Source organism: Reticulibacter mediterranei (genome assembly GCF_016587455.1).
The window spans coordinates 6,459,814-6,472,732 of the sequence record NZ_BNJK01000001.1 but is presented as its reverse complement, the minus strand read 5'-3'; the positions used below and the strand labels follow the sequence as shown (position 1 = coordinate 6,472,732).

General features: G+C 53.2%; 10 protein-coding genes and 1 pseudogene. 8 read left to right on the top strand and 3 right to left on the bottom strand.

All coding sequences use genetic code 11. From position 1 onward, the window contains the following. The first annotated feature begins 546 nt into the window (after positions 1–546). The 5 genes and pseudogenes from K3T83_RS28050 (at position 547) to ispF (ending at position 7,588) form a co-directional block, all read left to right on the top strand. Complete coding sequence (locus K3T83_RS28050; protein WP_220206221.1) at positions 547–3,075, top strand: ATP-dependent Clp protease ATP-binding subunit; 2,529 nt, start codon at positions 547–549, stop codon at positions 3,073–3,075. Between the two features lie 100 nt (positions 3,076–3,175). Then, positions 3,176–4,594 (top strand): DNA repair protein RadA, encoded by a 1,419-nt coding sequence (gene radA, locus K3T83_RS28045; RefSeq protein WP_220206220.1) that lies wholly within the window; start codon positions 3,176–3,178, stop codon positions 4,592–4,594. Positions 4,595–5,102: 508 nt separating this feature from the next. After that, complete coding sequence (locus tag K3T83_RS28040) at positions 5,103–6,278, top strand: PIN/TRAM domain-containing protein (protein ID WP_220206219.1); 1,176 nt, start codon at positions 5,103–5,105, stop codon at positions 6,276–6,278. A 154-nt stretch (positions 6,279–6,432) separates the two neighbouring features. Next, positions 6,433–7,115: pseudogene (gene ispD, locus K3T83_RS28035) on the top strand (2-C-methyl-D-erythritol 4-phosphate cytidylyltransferase). Then, the gene (gene ispF, locus K3T83_RS28025; RefSeq protein ID WP_220206217.1) at positions 7,112–7,588 is read left to right on the top strand and encodes a 2-C-methyl-D-erythritol 2,4-cyclodiphosphate synthase; all 477 of its coding nucleotides are present in this window, start codon (positions 7,112–7,114) and stop codon (positions 7,586–7,588) included. The pseudogene ispD and the gene ispF overlap by 4 nt, the downstream one beginning before the upstream one ends. 30 nt (positions 7,589–7,618) lie before the next feature. Here the strand turns inward: ispF and K3T83_RS28020 are convergent, their stop codons facing one another. After that, positions 7,619–8,809: an MFS transporter gene (locus K3T83_RS28020; protein WP_220206216.1), complete on the bottom strand. Its 1,191-nt coding sequence runs from the start codon at positions 8,807–8,809 to the stop codon at positions 7,619–7,621. A gap of 168 nt (positions 8,810–8,977) precedes the next feature. On the opposite strand from K3T83_RS28020, the gene K3T83_RS28015 reads away from it, so the two are divergent. Together K3T83_RS28015 and K3T83_RS28010 are read left to right on the top strand one after the other, a co-directional pair. Further along, positions 8,978–9,904 (top strand): LysR family transcriptional regulator, encoded by a 927-nt coding sequence (locus K3T83_RS28015; protein ID WP_220206215.1) that lies wholly within the window; start codon positions 8,978–8,980, stop codon positions 9,902–9,904. A 181-nt stretch (positions 9,905–10,085) separates the two neighbouring features. Next, positions 10,086–10,967 carry an NAD(P)-dependent oxidoreductase gene (locus K3T83_RS28010; protein WP_220206214.1) on the top strand — a complete coding sequence of 294 codons (882 nt, stop codon included), beginning with the start codon at positions 10,086–10,088 and terminating at the stop codon, positions 10,965–10,967. A 67-nt stretch (positions 10,968–11,034) separates the two neighbouring features. On the opposite strand, the gene K3T83_RS28005 is transcribed toward K3T83_RS28010, so the two are convergent. After that, positions 11,035–11,382 (bottom strand): 4a-hydroxytetrahydrobiopterin dehydratase, encoded by a 348-nt coding sequence (locus tag K3T83_RS28005; RefSeq protein ID WP_220206213.1) that lies wholly within the window; start codon positions 11,380–11,382, stop codon positions 11,035–11,037. Positions 11,383–11,437: 55 nt separating this feature from the next. After that, positions 11,438–11,761, bottom strand: a complete 324-nt coding sequence (locus K3T83_RS28000; protein ID WP_220206212.1) for a Sec-independent protein translocase subunit TatA/TatB — start codon at positions 11,759–11,761, stop codon at positions 11,438–11,440. A gap of 470 nt (positions 11,762–12,231) precedes the next feature. Here K3T83_RS28000 and K3T83_RS27995 point away from each other — a divergent pair, with 470 nt between their 5' ends. After that, positions 12,232–12,915, top strand: coding sequence for a hypothetical protein (locus tag K3T83_RS27995; protein ID WP_220206211.1), 684 nt, complete (start codon positions 12,232–12,234; stop codon positions 12,913–12,915). Positions 12,916–12,919 lie beyond the last annotated feature (4 nt).

Sequence of the window (12,919 nt, the reverse complement as noted above, 5' to 3'; positions counted from 1 at the left end):
ACGCTATAAAATAGGTGTAGTATGATGGAATGCACAGTTTACTAGGCGAGACAGGAAGTCTTTCCAGCGTCGGCTTGTCAAAGAGATTCTATCTGACACTCTATGTCGTTTGTACACGAAGCATTTCTTTCTGTACAACTTCATCTTATTCTATGACAAGTCGTTTCTCTGACTATTCAGAGTAGAAAGACAACAGTTTATCGCTCTCGGCTGAAGGAATTGCGTTGAACTCCGCACAGCCACTCGTCAACGCATCAAAGAAGATACGGAGGCAACAAGAAAGTAAGCTCACTTGCTGGTTAAGCACGTCGTACCTGAACAGATGATCCATCCGACCTCTCCGCTGCGTACACGTCTCTAGTAGGGCAGCGCGGAGGTCGATTGTTTCTCAGTAAGAAGTAAGGAGCGTTTATTGACAGACGGGAGGCTACGGTTGTTATCCTTGACGCTGTATGTTGGGTGTTGTATGATGAAGCAAATAGTTTACCTGAGCGACACAGAGGGCTCGGTTCCACCCTCTGCCACTGAAAGGGGGGTGACAAACAGGTGAACGATAGAGATAGGTTTGATAAGTTCACAGAGCGGGCCAGGAAGGTCTTGAGCCTCGCTCAAGAAGAAGCTCAACGCTTCCAACATAATTACATTGGTACAGAGCATCTCTTGCTGGGCCTTGTACGCGAAGGCGAAGGTGTTGCTGCAAAAGTTCTAGCTAATCTCGGTGTCGAACTGAACAAAGTTCGCAGCGCCGTTGAATTTATCATTGGTCGTGGCGACCGCATCGTCCTGGGCGAGATCGGTTTAACGCCGCGTGCCAAAAAGGTGATTGAGCTTGCTGTTGATGAAGCTCGTCGCCTGAATCATCATTATATCGGTACCGAACATCTCCTACTCGGATTGGTTCGTGAGGGAGAGGGTATCGCGGCTGGCGTTCTGGAAAGCCTGGGCGTCAACCTCGAAAAAGTTCGTACGCAGACCATTCAGGTGCTCAGCCAGTCTGGTGCCTCCGGCGAGCGCGAACCCAAACACTCCAAAACACCCACGATCGATCAAATGGGCATCGACCTCACCGCCGCTGCTCGTGCAGGCACCCTTGACCCCGTCATCGGTCGCCATCAGGAGATCGAACGCGTCATCCAGATTCTCTCCCGCCGTAATAAGAACAATCCTGCTCTTATTGGTGAACCTGGCGTCGGTAAAACGGCCATTGTTGAGGGTCTGGCCCAGCGCCTGATCTCTGGCGAAGTGCCTGAGACGCTGGCTGGCAAACGCCTGCTGACCCTTGATGTCGGGTCCCTGGTCGCCGGTACCAAATATCGTGGTGAATTTGAAGAGCGGTTGAAGAAGATTATTGAGGAAATTCGTAACAGCCGCGATTGCATCATCTTCATCGATGAGGTTCATACCCTCGTCGGGGCTGGTGCCGCTGAAGGTGCAGTCGATGCCGCGAATATCCTGAAGCCTGCGCTTGCTCGTGGTGAGCTGCAATGTATTGGTGCCACCACACTCGATGAGTACCGCAAGTACATCGAGCGCGACGCTGCCCTTCAACGCCGCTTCCAGGAAGTGATTGTCCGCGAGCCTTCGGTTGAGGAAACCATTGAGATCCTCAAAGGTATCCGCGAGCGCTATGAGCAGCACCATCGACTGACGATTACCGATGAGGCGCTCAAAGCCGCAACCGATATGGCGAGCCGTTATATAACTGATCGTTTCATGCCGGATAAGGCCATCGACCTGATCGACGAAGCTGCCAGCCGCGTGCGCATGCAGAACTCTCTGGCTCCTCTCAACCTCAAAGAGGCGATGAAGGGTCTGGAGTCGGTGCTTCGCGAGAAGGAAGCTGCCATCCAGCAGCAAGAATACGAATTGGCCGCCGAATTGCGCGACCGCGAGGTGAAACTGCGCGACCGCATCGCCAAGCTGGAGTCCGGCTGGCATCGCGAGCGTGGCAGCGATAAACCCGTCGTTGGCGAAGAGGAAATCGCTCAGATCGTCTCAATGTGGACCGGCATCCCTGTGATGCGTATTGCGCAGGAAGAGTCACAGCGCCTGCTCCAGATGGAAGAGGCTCTGCACGCTCGCGTTATCGGTCAGAATGAGGCGATTGAGAAGATCGCACGCGCCGTTCGCCGCGCCCGTGCGGGTCTGAAAGATCCGAAACGCCCGATCGGTTCGTTCATCTTTATGGGTCCAACTGGTGTTGGTAAGACTGAGCTGGCCAAGACGCTTGCCGAGTTTATGTTCGGCAGCGAAGAGTCACTGATCAAAATCGACATGTCCGAGTTCATGGAGCGTCACGCCGCCGCACGTCTGGTCGGTGCCCCTCCAGGATACGTCGGCTATGAAGAGGGTGGTCAGCTTACCGAGGCTGTTCGCCGCAAGTCCTACAGCGTGATCCTGCTCGACGAGATCGAAAAGGCTCACCCCGATGTCTTCAATATGCTGCTCCAGATTCTGGAAGATGGCAAGTTGACCGACGCCAAAGGACGCACGGTGGACTTCCGCAACACCGTTATCATCATGACATCGAACGTCGGCGCTGCCCTGCTCAATAAAGAGGCATCGATCGGCTTCCGTCAGTCGAAAGACAAAGCGAAAGCTCAGCAGGCCGATTACGATAACATGAAAAACAAGGTGCTCGGTGAATTGAAGAATACCTTCAAACCTGAGTTCCTGAACCGTATTGACGAAGTGATCGTCTTCCATTCACTGCGCATGGAAGAGATGTACGCCATCGTCGATCTGTTGCTCAACCGCGTTCGCGTGCAGTTGACGGAACAGCAGATCGAACTGGTCGTGCCACAACCTTCTAAGGACTTCCTCATTGAGAAGGGCTTCAATCCTGAATATGGTGCACGTCCGTTGCGCCGCACGATTCAGAGCATGGTTGAAGACGCTCTGGCCGAAGGTCTGTTACAGGGTAAGTACCGTCCCGGCGATCTGGTAGAGGCCGTCGTGGAAGATGGCAACCTGGTTCTCCAGGTTCGCAGCCGCATCGAGCAGTTGCCGCCACCTGCAACCCCTGAAGCAGCGCTCTCAGCTGGTGGCGATAGTGGTCCCAGTTCGGAAGCATAACGAAAGCATAAGGGGGCGTGAATATTCACGCCCCCTTGTTGCGCTCTCTCCCTATATTCTTTCTCTCCTGATTACTTATTACAGTAAAGATGCAAAAAAGATGGCAAAGCTCCGCACAAAATATGTCTGTCAGCAATGCGGCGGTGAACAGAGCAAGTGGATGGGAAAATGCCCCGATTGTGGCACCTGGAATACTCTAGAAGAGGTGGTCGAGACGGCCTCCACGCCCGCTCAACAACGCCGCCAGACATTGCTGGGACCATCCTCATCACATCAGAGCGCAATAGGCCCGGTTACTCTCCCCGATATCAAACCGCTGGCCCAACCGCGCATCTCCGTTGGCTATCCAGAGATGGATCGCGTTCTCGGCGGTGGCCTTGTTGCTGGCTCCCTCATCTTGATCGGTGGAGAACCCGGCATCGGCAAATCAACGCTCTTGCTCCAGGTCTCTGGCTCCATTGCACAGGAGGTCGGCCCGGTCCTCTACATCTCTGGCGAAGAATCTATCGAGCAAGTCAAGATGCGTGCGGAACGCCTGGATATCACCGGCGAACAACTTTATCTTTTAGCAGCTATCGAACTTGAGGTCATCACTGAGGCCGTCCATCGGCTGAAACCAGCCCTTGTGATCGTTGACTCCATCCAGACCGTGATTGCTGGGCATATCACGTCTGCACCTGGCAGCATCAGCCAGGTGCGCGAATGCACACTACAACTGATGCAACTGGCAAAAAGCACTCATATTCCCATCTTCATCATCGGCCATGTGACCAAAGAGGGAACCGTTGCCGGTCCGAAAGCACTGGAGCATATCGCCGATGCAGTGCTGTATCTGGAAGGGGAACGCTACCACTCTTACCGCCTGCTGCGTGGTGTGAAAAATCGTTTTGGGGCCACTCACGAGGTCGGAGTCTTCGAGATGCACGGTGAAGGCATGCTAGAGGTGCCTAATCCGTCCGCCGTCTTTCTGGCTGATCGCGCCGCCGGAGCCAATGGATCAGGCGTTGTGGTGAGCATGGAGGGAACGCGCCCCTTGCTCGTCGAAGTGCAAGCACTCGTGACACCCAGCAACTTTGGCATCGCCCGCTGCACCGCCAACGGGATAGAACACAATCGGCTCCTGATGCTCCTGGCAGTTCTCACCAAACGCGTGGGATTGGCGGTCAACAACCACGATGTCTATACCAACGTGGTTGGCGGCTTCACACTGGAGGAACCCGCTATCGATCTCGGCATCGCAGCTGCTATCGCCTCCAGCTATCGCGAGAAATCCATCCCACCCGATATGGCGTTAATTGGCGAAGTGGGCCTCTCAGGAGAGCTACGTGCCGTGAGCCGTCTCCCTTTGCGGGTACGCGAGGCCGCAAAACTTGGCTTTAAACGCTGTGTCATACCGAGCGCAGGCCGGGGTACGCAAATCAAAGCGGAATTAGAGGAGTCCGGCCTTCCCGCCGACTTCAAAGTGCTCACCGCGAGTTCTCTGGCAGTTGCCCTGGAAATACTCTTCAATCAAAAATAAAGCTCAACGGTAGCAATCACAAGCAAATGCAGGGATGTTAGCGTTTCAGTTGCGGAGATCGTCACCAGGATGTAGAATGTGGGAAAGTCGTGTACAATAGTAATTGGAGGTGACAAACCAACCATGTAATGCTTCGAAGGCGCTTTGCCCGTTTCAGTACCGCTATTGAACCAATGAGAACGGCCACAACGTTTCATTAAGCGAGATCACGATAACCACCATCAGGTTATATATAGATCGGATCGATCGCGTCTGGTGGCACTTTCACACCATCAATAGTCCTGGTACGAGTACAACTATTGATTCCTGTACGCGAAAGATGTATACTGCATATTCGATATGATGATTTTACGGTTCGACGTGCATCATTCAGGGTCAGCAGGTGAAGGCAACATTTTCTTGCACTTATCATTTTTATTATCATCACCGTCCTTGCCGCTGACTTCACCTCACGTAGCCATTGAGTCATCACACACACGTTATGTGTACTGCTATGGAGGATGCAGGGATGTTTACTAACCCTATAGCCCGCATCGTCGGGTCTCTTATTGCCATCGGCACTGTTTTTGGCATTTACTTCTTTGAGTTCTATCGCGTTAATCCCCGCACAGCCATTGGCTGGCCCTGGATAACCGCCATTGCAGTGATCGCTGGCATCGCCGCTTTCATTGTCACACCCTATGTCACGGTCAAACCTTATGTCTGGATGCGTGACAAAATTCGTGTTGCCGCTGCCAGCGATCTTATCGCAGCTGCCATCGGCCTCACCGTCGGACTTATCATTTCCGCTCTTCTGGCTATTCCCCTGGCAAGCTTACCGGAGCTGCTGGGTCGCCTGCTTCCCTTTGTCGGTGCTGTTCTCTTTGGCTATCTCGGCGTCATGATCGCCGTCTTGCGCAAAAACGATATCACCCACCTTTTCCAGAACGCCTGGGCACGACGCGCTCGCGAACGCGAACGCGAGCGGGACGAAGAGCGCGAACGCGAACGTGAGCGGAAAGATAAAGAACGGGACAGCGAAAAGTCTCACAACGGCTTTATTCCCGTCACGCAAATTCTGCTCGACACCAGTACGATCATTGACGGACGTATCGCCGATATCAGTCAGACCGGCTTTATCACCGGTACCCTGGTTGTGCCACGCTTCGTCCTGAACGAGTTACAACGCATTGCCGACTCCGCCGATACAATGCGCCGCAATCGCGGACGCCGGGGACTGGAAATTCTAAACCGCCTGCAAAAAGATGCCACCGTGCCCATCGAGATCGTCGATACCGATATTGAAGGGATTGCTGATGTGGATGGCAAGCTGGTCAAAATGGCGAAAAATCAGACCTGCCCCATTATTACCAATGACTTCAACCTTAATCGCGTCGCCGAACTTCAGGGCGTCAAGGTGCTCAACATCAATGAGCTGGCAAACGCGATCAAGCCAGTCCTCTTGCCTGGAGAAGACATTCACATTAAAATTATGCAAGATGGCAAAGAGTTGGGGCAGGGCGTCGGCTATCTGGACGATGGCACAATGATTGTCGTCGAGAATGGACGGCAATACATGAACATGACGATTGAAGTGACCGTCACTCGTGTCTTGCAAACCGTTGCGGGTCGCATGATCTTCGCCCATCCCAAGCAAAGCAGCGTTGTGATCCCGCCAGCACAATCGACGTTCAAACAAAAATAGGCGCGGGAACACGGCACGCTGCTAATCACACTCTTTGCGGGCAATCGCTCTCCAGCGATCTGCCCGTTCTTTCTGCCTGAAACTCTATTTCTATATATTAAGGAAGAGAATAAACTCTTCCAGAAACGAAAGAAGAGGATACACTCCTGATTCTATGCAAGAAACAGCATCCGTTGTAATCGTCGCCGCCGGAGCGAGCCGTCGTATGGGTCGCGATAAGCTCTGGCTCCCCCTGGCTGGCCGCATCATACTCGCCCATACTATCGATGCCTTCCAATTGTCGCCACTGATTAGCAATATCGTCCTCGTGACCAGTACAGAACGGCTGGCCGATGCCCGCGCACTGTGTCAGGAGGAGCAATGGCATAAAGTTAGTGCCGTCGTTGTTGGTGGCAGTCGCCGCCAGGATTCGGTCTGCATTGGCCTCGATACGCTGGCCCCGAAGACCCGCTGGGTGATGATCCACGACGGCGCGCGCCCATTCGTGACGCCAACCATCATAGAAGCCGGCTTACAGGCAGCACAACAGCATATGGCAGCGGTCGCGGCAGTTCCAGTCAAGGACACGATTAAGCAGGTACAGGATGGCGTTATTCACGCGACTCTGGATCGCTCGCAACTCTGGGCTATCCAGACACCGCAGGTCTTCTCCTTCCCCTGATTCACAAGGCCCATCACTCGCCCATCGCGCAGAACGATGTCACGGACGATGCGACGCTAATCGAGCTGCTTGGCCAGCACGTCGCGGTCTTTCCCGGCTCCTACACCAATATTAAGATCACCACACAGGAAGATTTGATCTTCGCTGAAGTACTTTTACAAGGACAGAAAGCATGACTATACGCATTGGTTCTGGTTACGATGTACACGCCTTCGCGCCTGATCGTCTCTTGATTCTGGGGGGCGTTACCATTCCCTATGAATATGGCCTCGCCGGGCATTCTGATGCCGATGCGGTCATTCATGCCGTCGTCGATGCCCTGCTGGGCGCCGCTGCACTGGGCGACATTGGCACCCACTTTCCCTCCAATGATCCACGCTGGAAAGATCAGCCGAGCGCCGTTTTTCTCGACTACACTCGCGAATTGCTGAGTCAGCAACAGTGGGGCATTAGTAACATCGATGCGACCGTCGTTGCAGAGCGGCCCAAACTGAGTCCACACATTCAAGCGATGCGCGCCCATCTTGCCGAACATCTCCATCTCGCTCTCGATCAGGTCAGCGTCAAGGCGACCACAACGGATGGCTTAGGCTTTACAGGCCGTCGCGAGGGCATCGCCTGTTACGCCGTTGCCCTCATCGAACGCTAGCTCAAGACTTTAATCTGCCTTCTCCATCCATTATCCAGCAGCTTCTCGATGGGCAACAACCAGCGGTGGACGAGGCAGAATGAAGGCCAGCGCTACGCCGATCACGGGCACGATAGCCAGCGAGAACAGGACCATCTGTAGCCCATACAGATCAGCCAGGTGTCCAAATAATGGGACCGCAATGCCTCCAACTGTCAGGGCCAGCCCAAGCGTAACACCAGAAGCGGTTCCTACGCGCCCTGGCAGATACTCCTGTCCCATCACGACCATCGTACTGAAGGGCGCAAAGATAGTAAAAGATACAGGGATCAACAGGATCAGGGCCAGCAGTGGGTTGAGCGGAGCAAAGGCGGCAAACAACAACACGGCTGGCACCTGACCGATCAGCGCGATCAACACGATGATGCGGCGTCCATAGTGATCTGCCAGCCGACCGCCAATCAACGTGCTGATAATGCCCACAGCCAGGAAACATGTTAACGCGATATTGCCTTCCGCTTTTGTCTGATGCAAAATGCCGATCCAATAAAGCGGTAAAAAGGTGTTGAGTCCGTAGAAGACGATAGAGCGACAAATCACAACCGCCGTGAGCAGCGCAAAGGCTCCCCATGCATTCTGTTGGACAGCACTCTGCGCCTGTTTGTGCGTCTTGCTGGCCCCTGAATACGGCTGGAAGCGCGAGAAATTGAAGAAGATGATCAGAGCGAGGGCGGCTTCTGGCAGCAGCAACAGGGGCGAGCCTTGCAAGCCCAGCGAGACCAGAATCGCCGTCGTCAGCAGCGGACCCACAGCAAAGCCCAGGCTCCCCCCAACAGAGAAAATACTCATGCTCGTAGCACGCCGTTTTTGCGCAATAGCATTGACCAGACGCGACGCCTCGGGATGGAATGCCGCAATCCCGATTCCGCAGAGCATCAAAGCCAGTACCAGATCCCAGTAGCCAGGAACCAGACCGGTGAGCGCTAAGCCAGCCCCGCCCAGCAGCAAGCCAACGGGCATCAGCCAGAGAACGGAAAAGCGGTCGGCAAATTGTCCGAAGAGGGGCTGCACGACCGAAGAGGCAATGTTGGTTGCCAGCACCAGCCCGGCAGCAGCGGCATAGGTGAGGTGCCGCTCGGCGACCAGAAACGGGAGAAACGCAGGGACAGCGCCCTGGCATAGATCAATACACAGATGACCCGATGACAGTACAGCGAGAGATCGACGATCAATAGTATCCACGCTCTTTTCCATAATGACCTTTTGGCTTTCCCTTGAATGTTGAAAAATGCTTGACAATTACCGCATTTGTGCAGAAGTTCCTCTACAAAGTATTTCATAGAAATAGCAATAAGTCCAATATATTGATACAATGAAATTGATATGTTTAGCTTATGCATGGAGACATCAATGGAATTGCGCCAGCTTCGCTACTTTGTTATGGTGGCACACAAACGACATTTCACACGGGCAGCGGAAGAGTTATGCATTGCTCAACCGGCGCTTTCGCAACAGATACAGGCTCTGGAGCAGGAATATGGCGTCACCCTCTTTGAGCGCACCAGTCGGCGCGTACGCCTGACCACTGCTGGAGAAGCTCTATTGGAACATGCCGAACGCATCCTGACAGCAGTAGAGCAGGCGCGGGCTGATTTGCAAACATTTGCCACGCTGAAACGGGGACGCGTAGCAATCGGCGTCCTCCAATCGCTCAGTATGTACCGCTTGCCAGCGTTACTAGCGCGTTTTCATGCCCACTATCCAGGCATCGAGATCACCTTGCACGAAAGCGTCACCGAAGATCTCCTGGAACAAATAGCACAGGGACAGCTCGATCTTGCTCTGATCCACGCCATTGAAGATATCTTCCCTGTTCACAAAATCGATCCCCATATCGTCGTCGAAGCCATCCTCAAGGAAGAGATCGTCGTTATCGTCTCCCCAGACCATCCGCTGGCGCACCGCAAGAGTATTGCACCAGAGGAGTTGCAAGATGAGGCATTTCTGCTTTTTAAAGCGGGATCGGGACTGCGACAGGCACTCATCCACCTGAGCAACAGAGGCCATTTCACGCCACATATCTTGCTCGAAAGCGGCAATATCGGCACCGTACGCGCGCTGGTTGCTGAGGGACTAGGTATATCGGTCCTGCCTCGCACAGTGGCAGAAGCACCCGGTCAGGCCATCGTTGCGCTCACCTTAGATCCCCCCATCCTGCCGCGCACCGTCATGGTGGCCTGGCATCAACGGCTGGCACACTCCCTCACCGGAACAGCTTTCCTCCAATTTCTCCACGATGATATGCAACATTACCCCTGGGAAAACAAACAATCATAGCAATCTTTTTCTATGAGACAGCCTGGGAAGCTGCTCGCGATATAGCACTATCTTCGTCATCCTTGACGATTCGCCCCCTCAACACCATACAATACAGCAGAGGCACAGCTTTCCATAGCCTCACGGAATATGTTAGAACATACAATTGGAAGTATTGTTTCTCTATGAAGGAGAGGTAGACATGGCAAATCTTGGTTTTGTTGGACTGGGGACGATGGGGGGCACCATCACCAAAAGACTCTTAGATGCGGGTCATACCGTCACTGGATATAATCGCACGCGTGAGAAAGCCCAATGGCTTATCGACGCAGGCCTCAAATGGGGCGAGACGCCGCGCCAGGTGGCTGAAGCGGCGGATATCACGTTCAGCATGGTCAGCAATTCCAGCGCATTGCGTGAGATAGTCAATGGCGACGATGGCATTCTCGCCGCACTGAAGCCGGGCAAACTGTATGTTGATATCAGCACGGTCAGCCCAACGGTCTCACGCGAAGTCGCCGCGCAGGTGGCCGCTACAGGATCGCAGATGCTTGACGCTCCTATTTCCGGTAATCTCGTCACACTCGCTGATGGCAGTTCTTCGTTCATGGTTGGTGGCAACCCGGCGGCATTTGAGCAGATCAAACCTATCCTGCTCGATGTGGGATCGCATGTGACCTATATCGGAGGCAACGGACAGGCGCTCGTGATGAAGATCGCAATCAATCTCAGCCTGCCTGTTCAGATATTAAGCCTGAGCGAAGGAGTTCTGCTAGCAGAGAAAAACGGCGTTCCCCGCCAGATCGCCATCGAAGCGTGGCTGAAAAGCGCCGCCGTTGCTCCAGCCACAAAGCACCGCGCCGAGTTAATTATCGATAAAGAGAAAGAGGGCTGGTTCGATGTCAATATGATGCAAAAAGATATGCATCTGGCCCTTGAGCTGGCAAAGGAGAGTGGTGTTCCCCTGCCTACCACTGCTGTCACGGACGAATTTCTGACGGCGGCAAAAGGGATGGGATGGGCCAAAGAAGATTTTGTCGTGCTATTTGATGTGCTGGCGACCCTGGCCGGGGTACGCAAATAATCTGACGGGACGGCCCGCTGCTTATTCAGGGCCGTCCTTATCCCTTCTTAATTGGTTGGAGAAGCTATTAACTGGGTGCATTGTAAAGCTGATCTGTTTTGGCGGCCATGATAAAATCATTGCGATGCAAACCACCAATTTTGTGCGTCCACCAGGCCACCGTCACTTTGCCCCATTCCGTTAAAATAGCTGGGTGATGACCCTCTTCTTCGGCAATCTGTCCAACTTTATTGGTGAAAGCCAGCGCATCGACAAAATTCTTGAAAGTAAAAACGCGCTCAAGCCGCTGGACGCCATCGTTTTCAACGATAGACCATCCTGGCACTTGCTGCAAATACGTTGCCACCTCTTCGTCAGTGACCTTTGGCGCGCCAGCCCTGCACACCTCACATTTCATCTGGTCGAGATTCTGCATACATCTTCTCCCTCATTGATGAGATCTGTCTGCAATGATGGTATACAACCCGTACTTACGATTCGTTCGCTTTTGTCTCCTGACTTTTCTCTTCCTCAGCCTTCTTTGGCGCGGTTTTCGCCTCTTTCGCCTTGCTCTCGTCAGCAGCCAGCAGCATTCCAACAGCCTGGCGTGGATTGAGAGGAATCTGCGGGATGTTATTTGTAATCTTCGTAATGTCCTCTACTGGTAAATCGGACATCAGCTTATCTTTCATATCTTTGGCCTGCCCGACACCCTTACCAGCGCTTCGGGCCATCGATTGCAACGCTTTGGGACCGAATAGCGCCAGAGCTATCGCAGCGACAACAATAATGTCGAGCATATGAAATCCGCCCATAAACAGACCCCTTTCATCAGGAGATTGACAACTCTCTTCAGATATCTTCAGGTTATTCTCTCTATTCTACCATTCGCAATCCCGGAACGAAAGACTGCAAAATTTCGCCGCAAAATATCCCAAATATGAAACAGGTCGCGTTCATATTCATATGAGAGCATACAAGAGATCTCACAGCACAGCACGGCTCGCTATCAGTATGGTATCTCTTGTCTCATCTACCCTGGCGAGTCATGCTGCGCTGCTCGTGGTGGACGGTATCCGTACCTGGAAGCTTTTCCCCCACACACCCCTGTCCAGGTGCGCCGGTCGCGTTCCCCCAGAGTGCGACCGGTCTCTTTTTTTTCTCCGGGCAAAAGAGACCTATTTGGGCTATAGCATGCTTGTTTTTATCAATGGGCTGGCGAGAGCGTGGTATCATGTGGACAAGGATTGAGCATTGAACGACAAGCAGAAGGCGTTTTTATAGCATGCAACAAACAATGTCCAGACCACAACCAAATATGCCGCCGAATAGCCAGAACGGTGGCCCGGCACGCACGCAATCGCTCATCATTACCGCTATTACATTATTTGCCCTTTCCGGGCTGATTATAGGTTTTGCCGTAGGCGCAGTCACCCGTCCCAAACAAGCGGCGCAACCAACGGCGGCACCAACCGTCAATCCGGTCGCTCAGAAATCTCAACCAACGACGGCTCCGAAAACCGAACCACAGCCGCTCGGCTGCCCCATCATTGATCAATCCGACAACGTGGGAGTGGCAGACGGAACAACCATCCACACCTTCCAGATACATGCTGTAGACAAATCAGGCAAATGCGCCCAGAGTGGCAAAGCAATAGAAGCACCAGGCATTACCTGCAAACTCTGGTTGTCAAAAAGCACTGACGATGCGCTAAAAGGAACCGCGGCTGTTGGGACCAATATCAAAGCAATACCACAACCCATTAAAGGGGAGGTTGAGAACAGCTTAACCTTTACAGACTCTCAGCACTCGCAAACGCAAATGTGCGACGACAAGGGACATGGTTTCTGGAAATTTAGCGTCTCCCCGACAGCCAAGTCCGGCGATTACTGGCTTGTCGTCTTAGCCGACTGGGATGGCAAATTCTACAATTTGAGTTGGGTTCCATTCAAGATTAATGCAAACTAGTTCG

What these genes read in the sequence shown, in the direction of transcription:
- radA (WP_220206220.1), top strand. Translation starts at nt 3,176, where the DNA reads ATGGCAAAGCTCCGCACAAAATATGTCTGTCAGCAATGCGGCGGTGAA.
- K3T83_RS28040 (WP_220206219.1), top strand. Translation starts at nt 5,103, where the DNA reads ATGTTTACTAACCCTATAGCCCGCATCGTCGGGTCTCTTATTGCCATC.
- ispF (WP_220206217.1), top strand. Translation starts at nt 7,112, where the DNA reads ATGACTATACGCATTGGTTCTGGTTACGATGTACACGCCTTCGCGCCT.
- K3T83_RS28015 (WP_220206215.1), top strand. Translation starts at nt 8,978, where the DNA reads ATGGAATTGCGCCAGCTTCGCTACTTTGTTATGGTGGCACACAAACGA.
- K3T83_RS28010 (WP_220206214.1), top strand. Translation starts at nt 10,086, where the DNA reads ATGGCAAATCTTGGTTTTGTTGGACTGGGGACGATGGGGGGCACCATC.
- K3T83_RS28005 (WP_220206213.1), bottom strand. Translation starts at nt 11,382, where the DNA reads ATGCAGAATCTCGACCAGATGAAATGTGAGGTGTGCAGGGCTGGCGCG.
- K3T83_RS28000 (WP_220206212.1), bottom strand. Translation starts at nt 11,761, where the DNA reads ATGGGCGGATTTCATATGCTCGACATTATTGTTGTCGCTGCGATAGCT.
- K3T83_RS27995 (WP_220206211.1), top strand. Translation starts at nt 12,232, where the DNA reads ATGCAACAAACAATGTCCAGACCACAACCAAATATGCCGCCGAATAGC.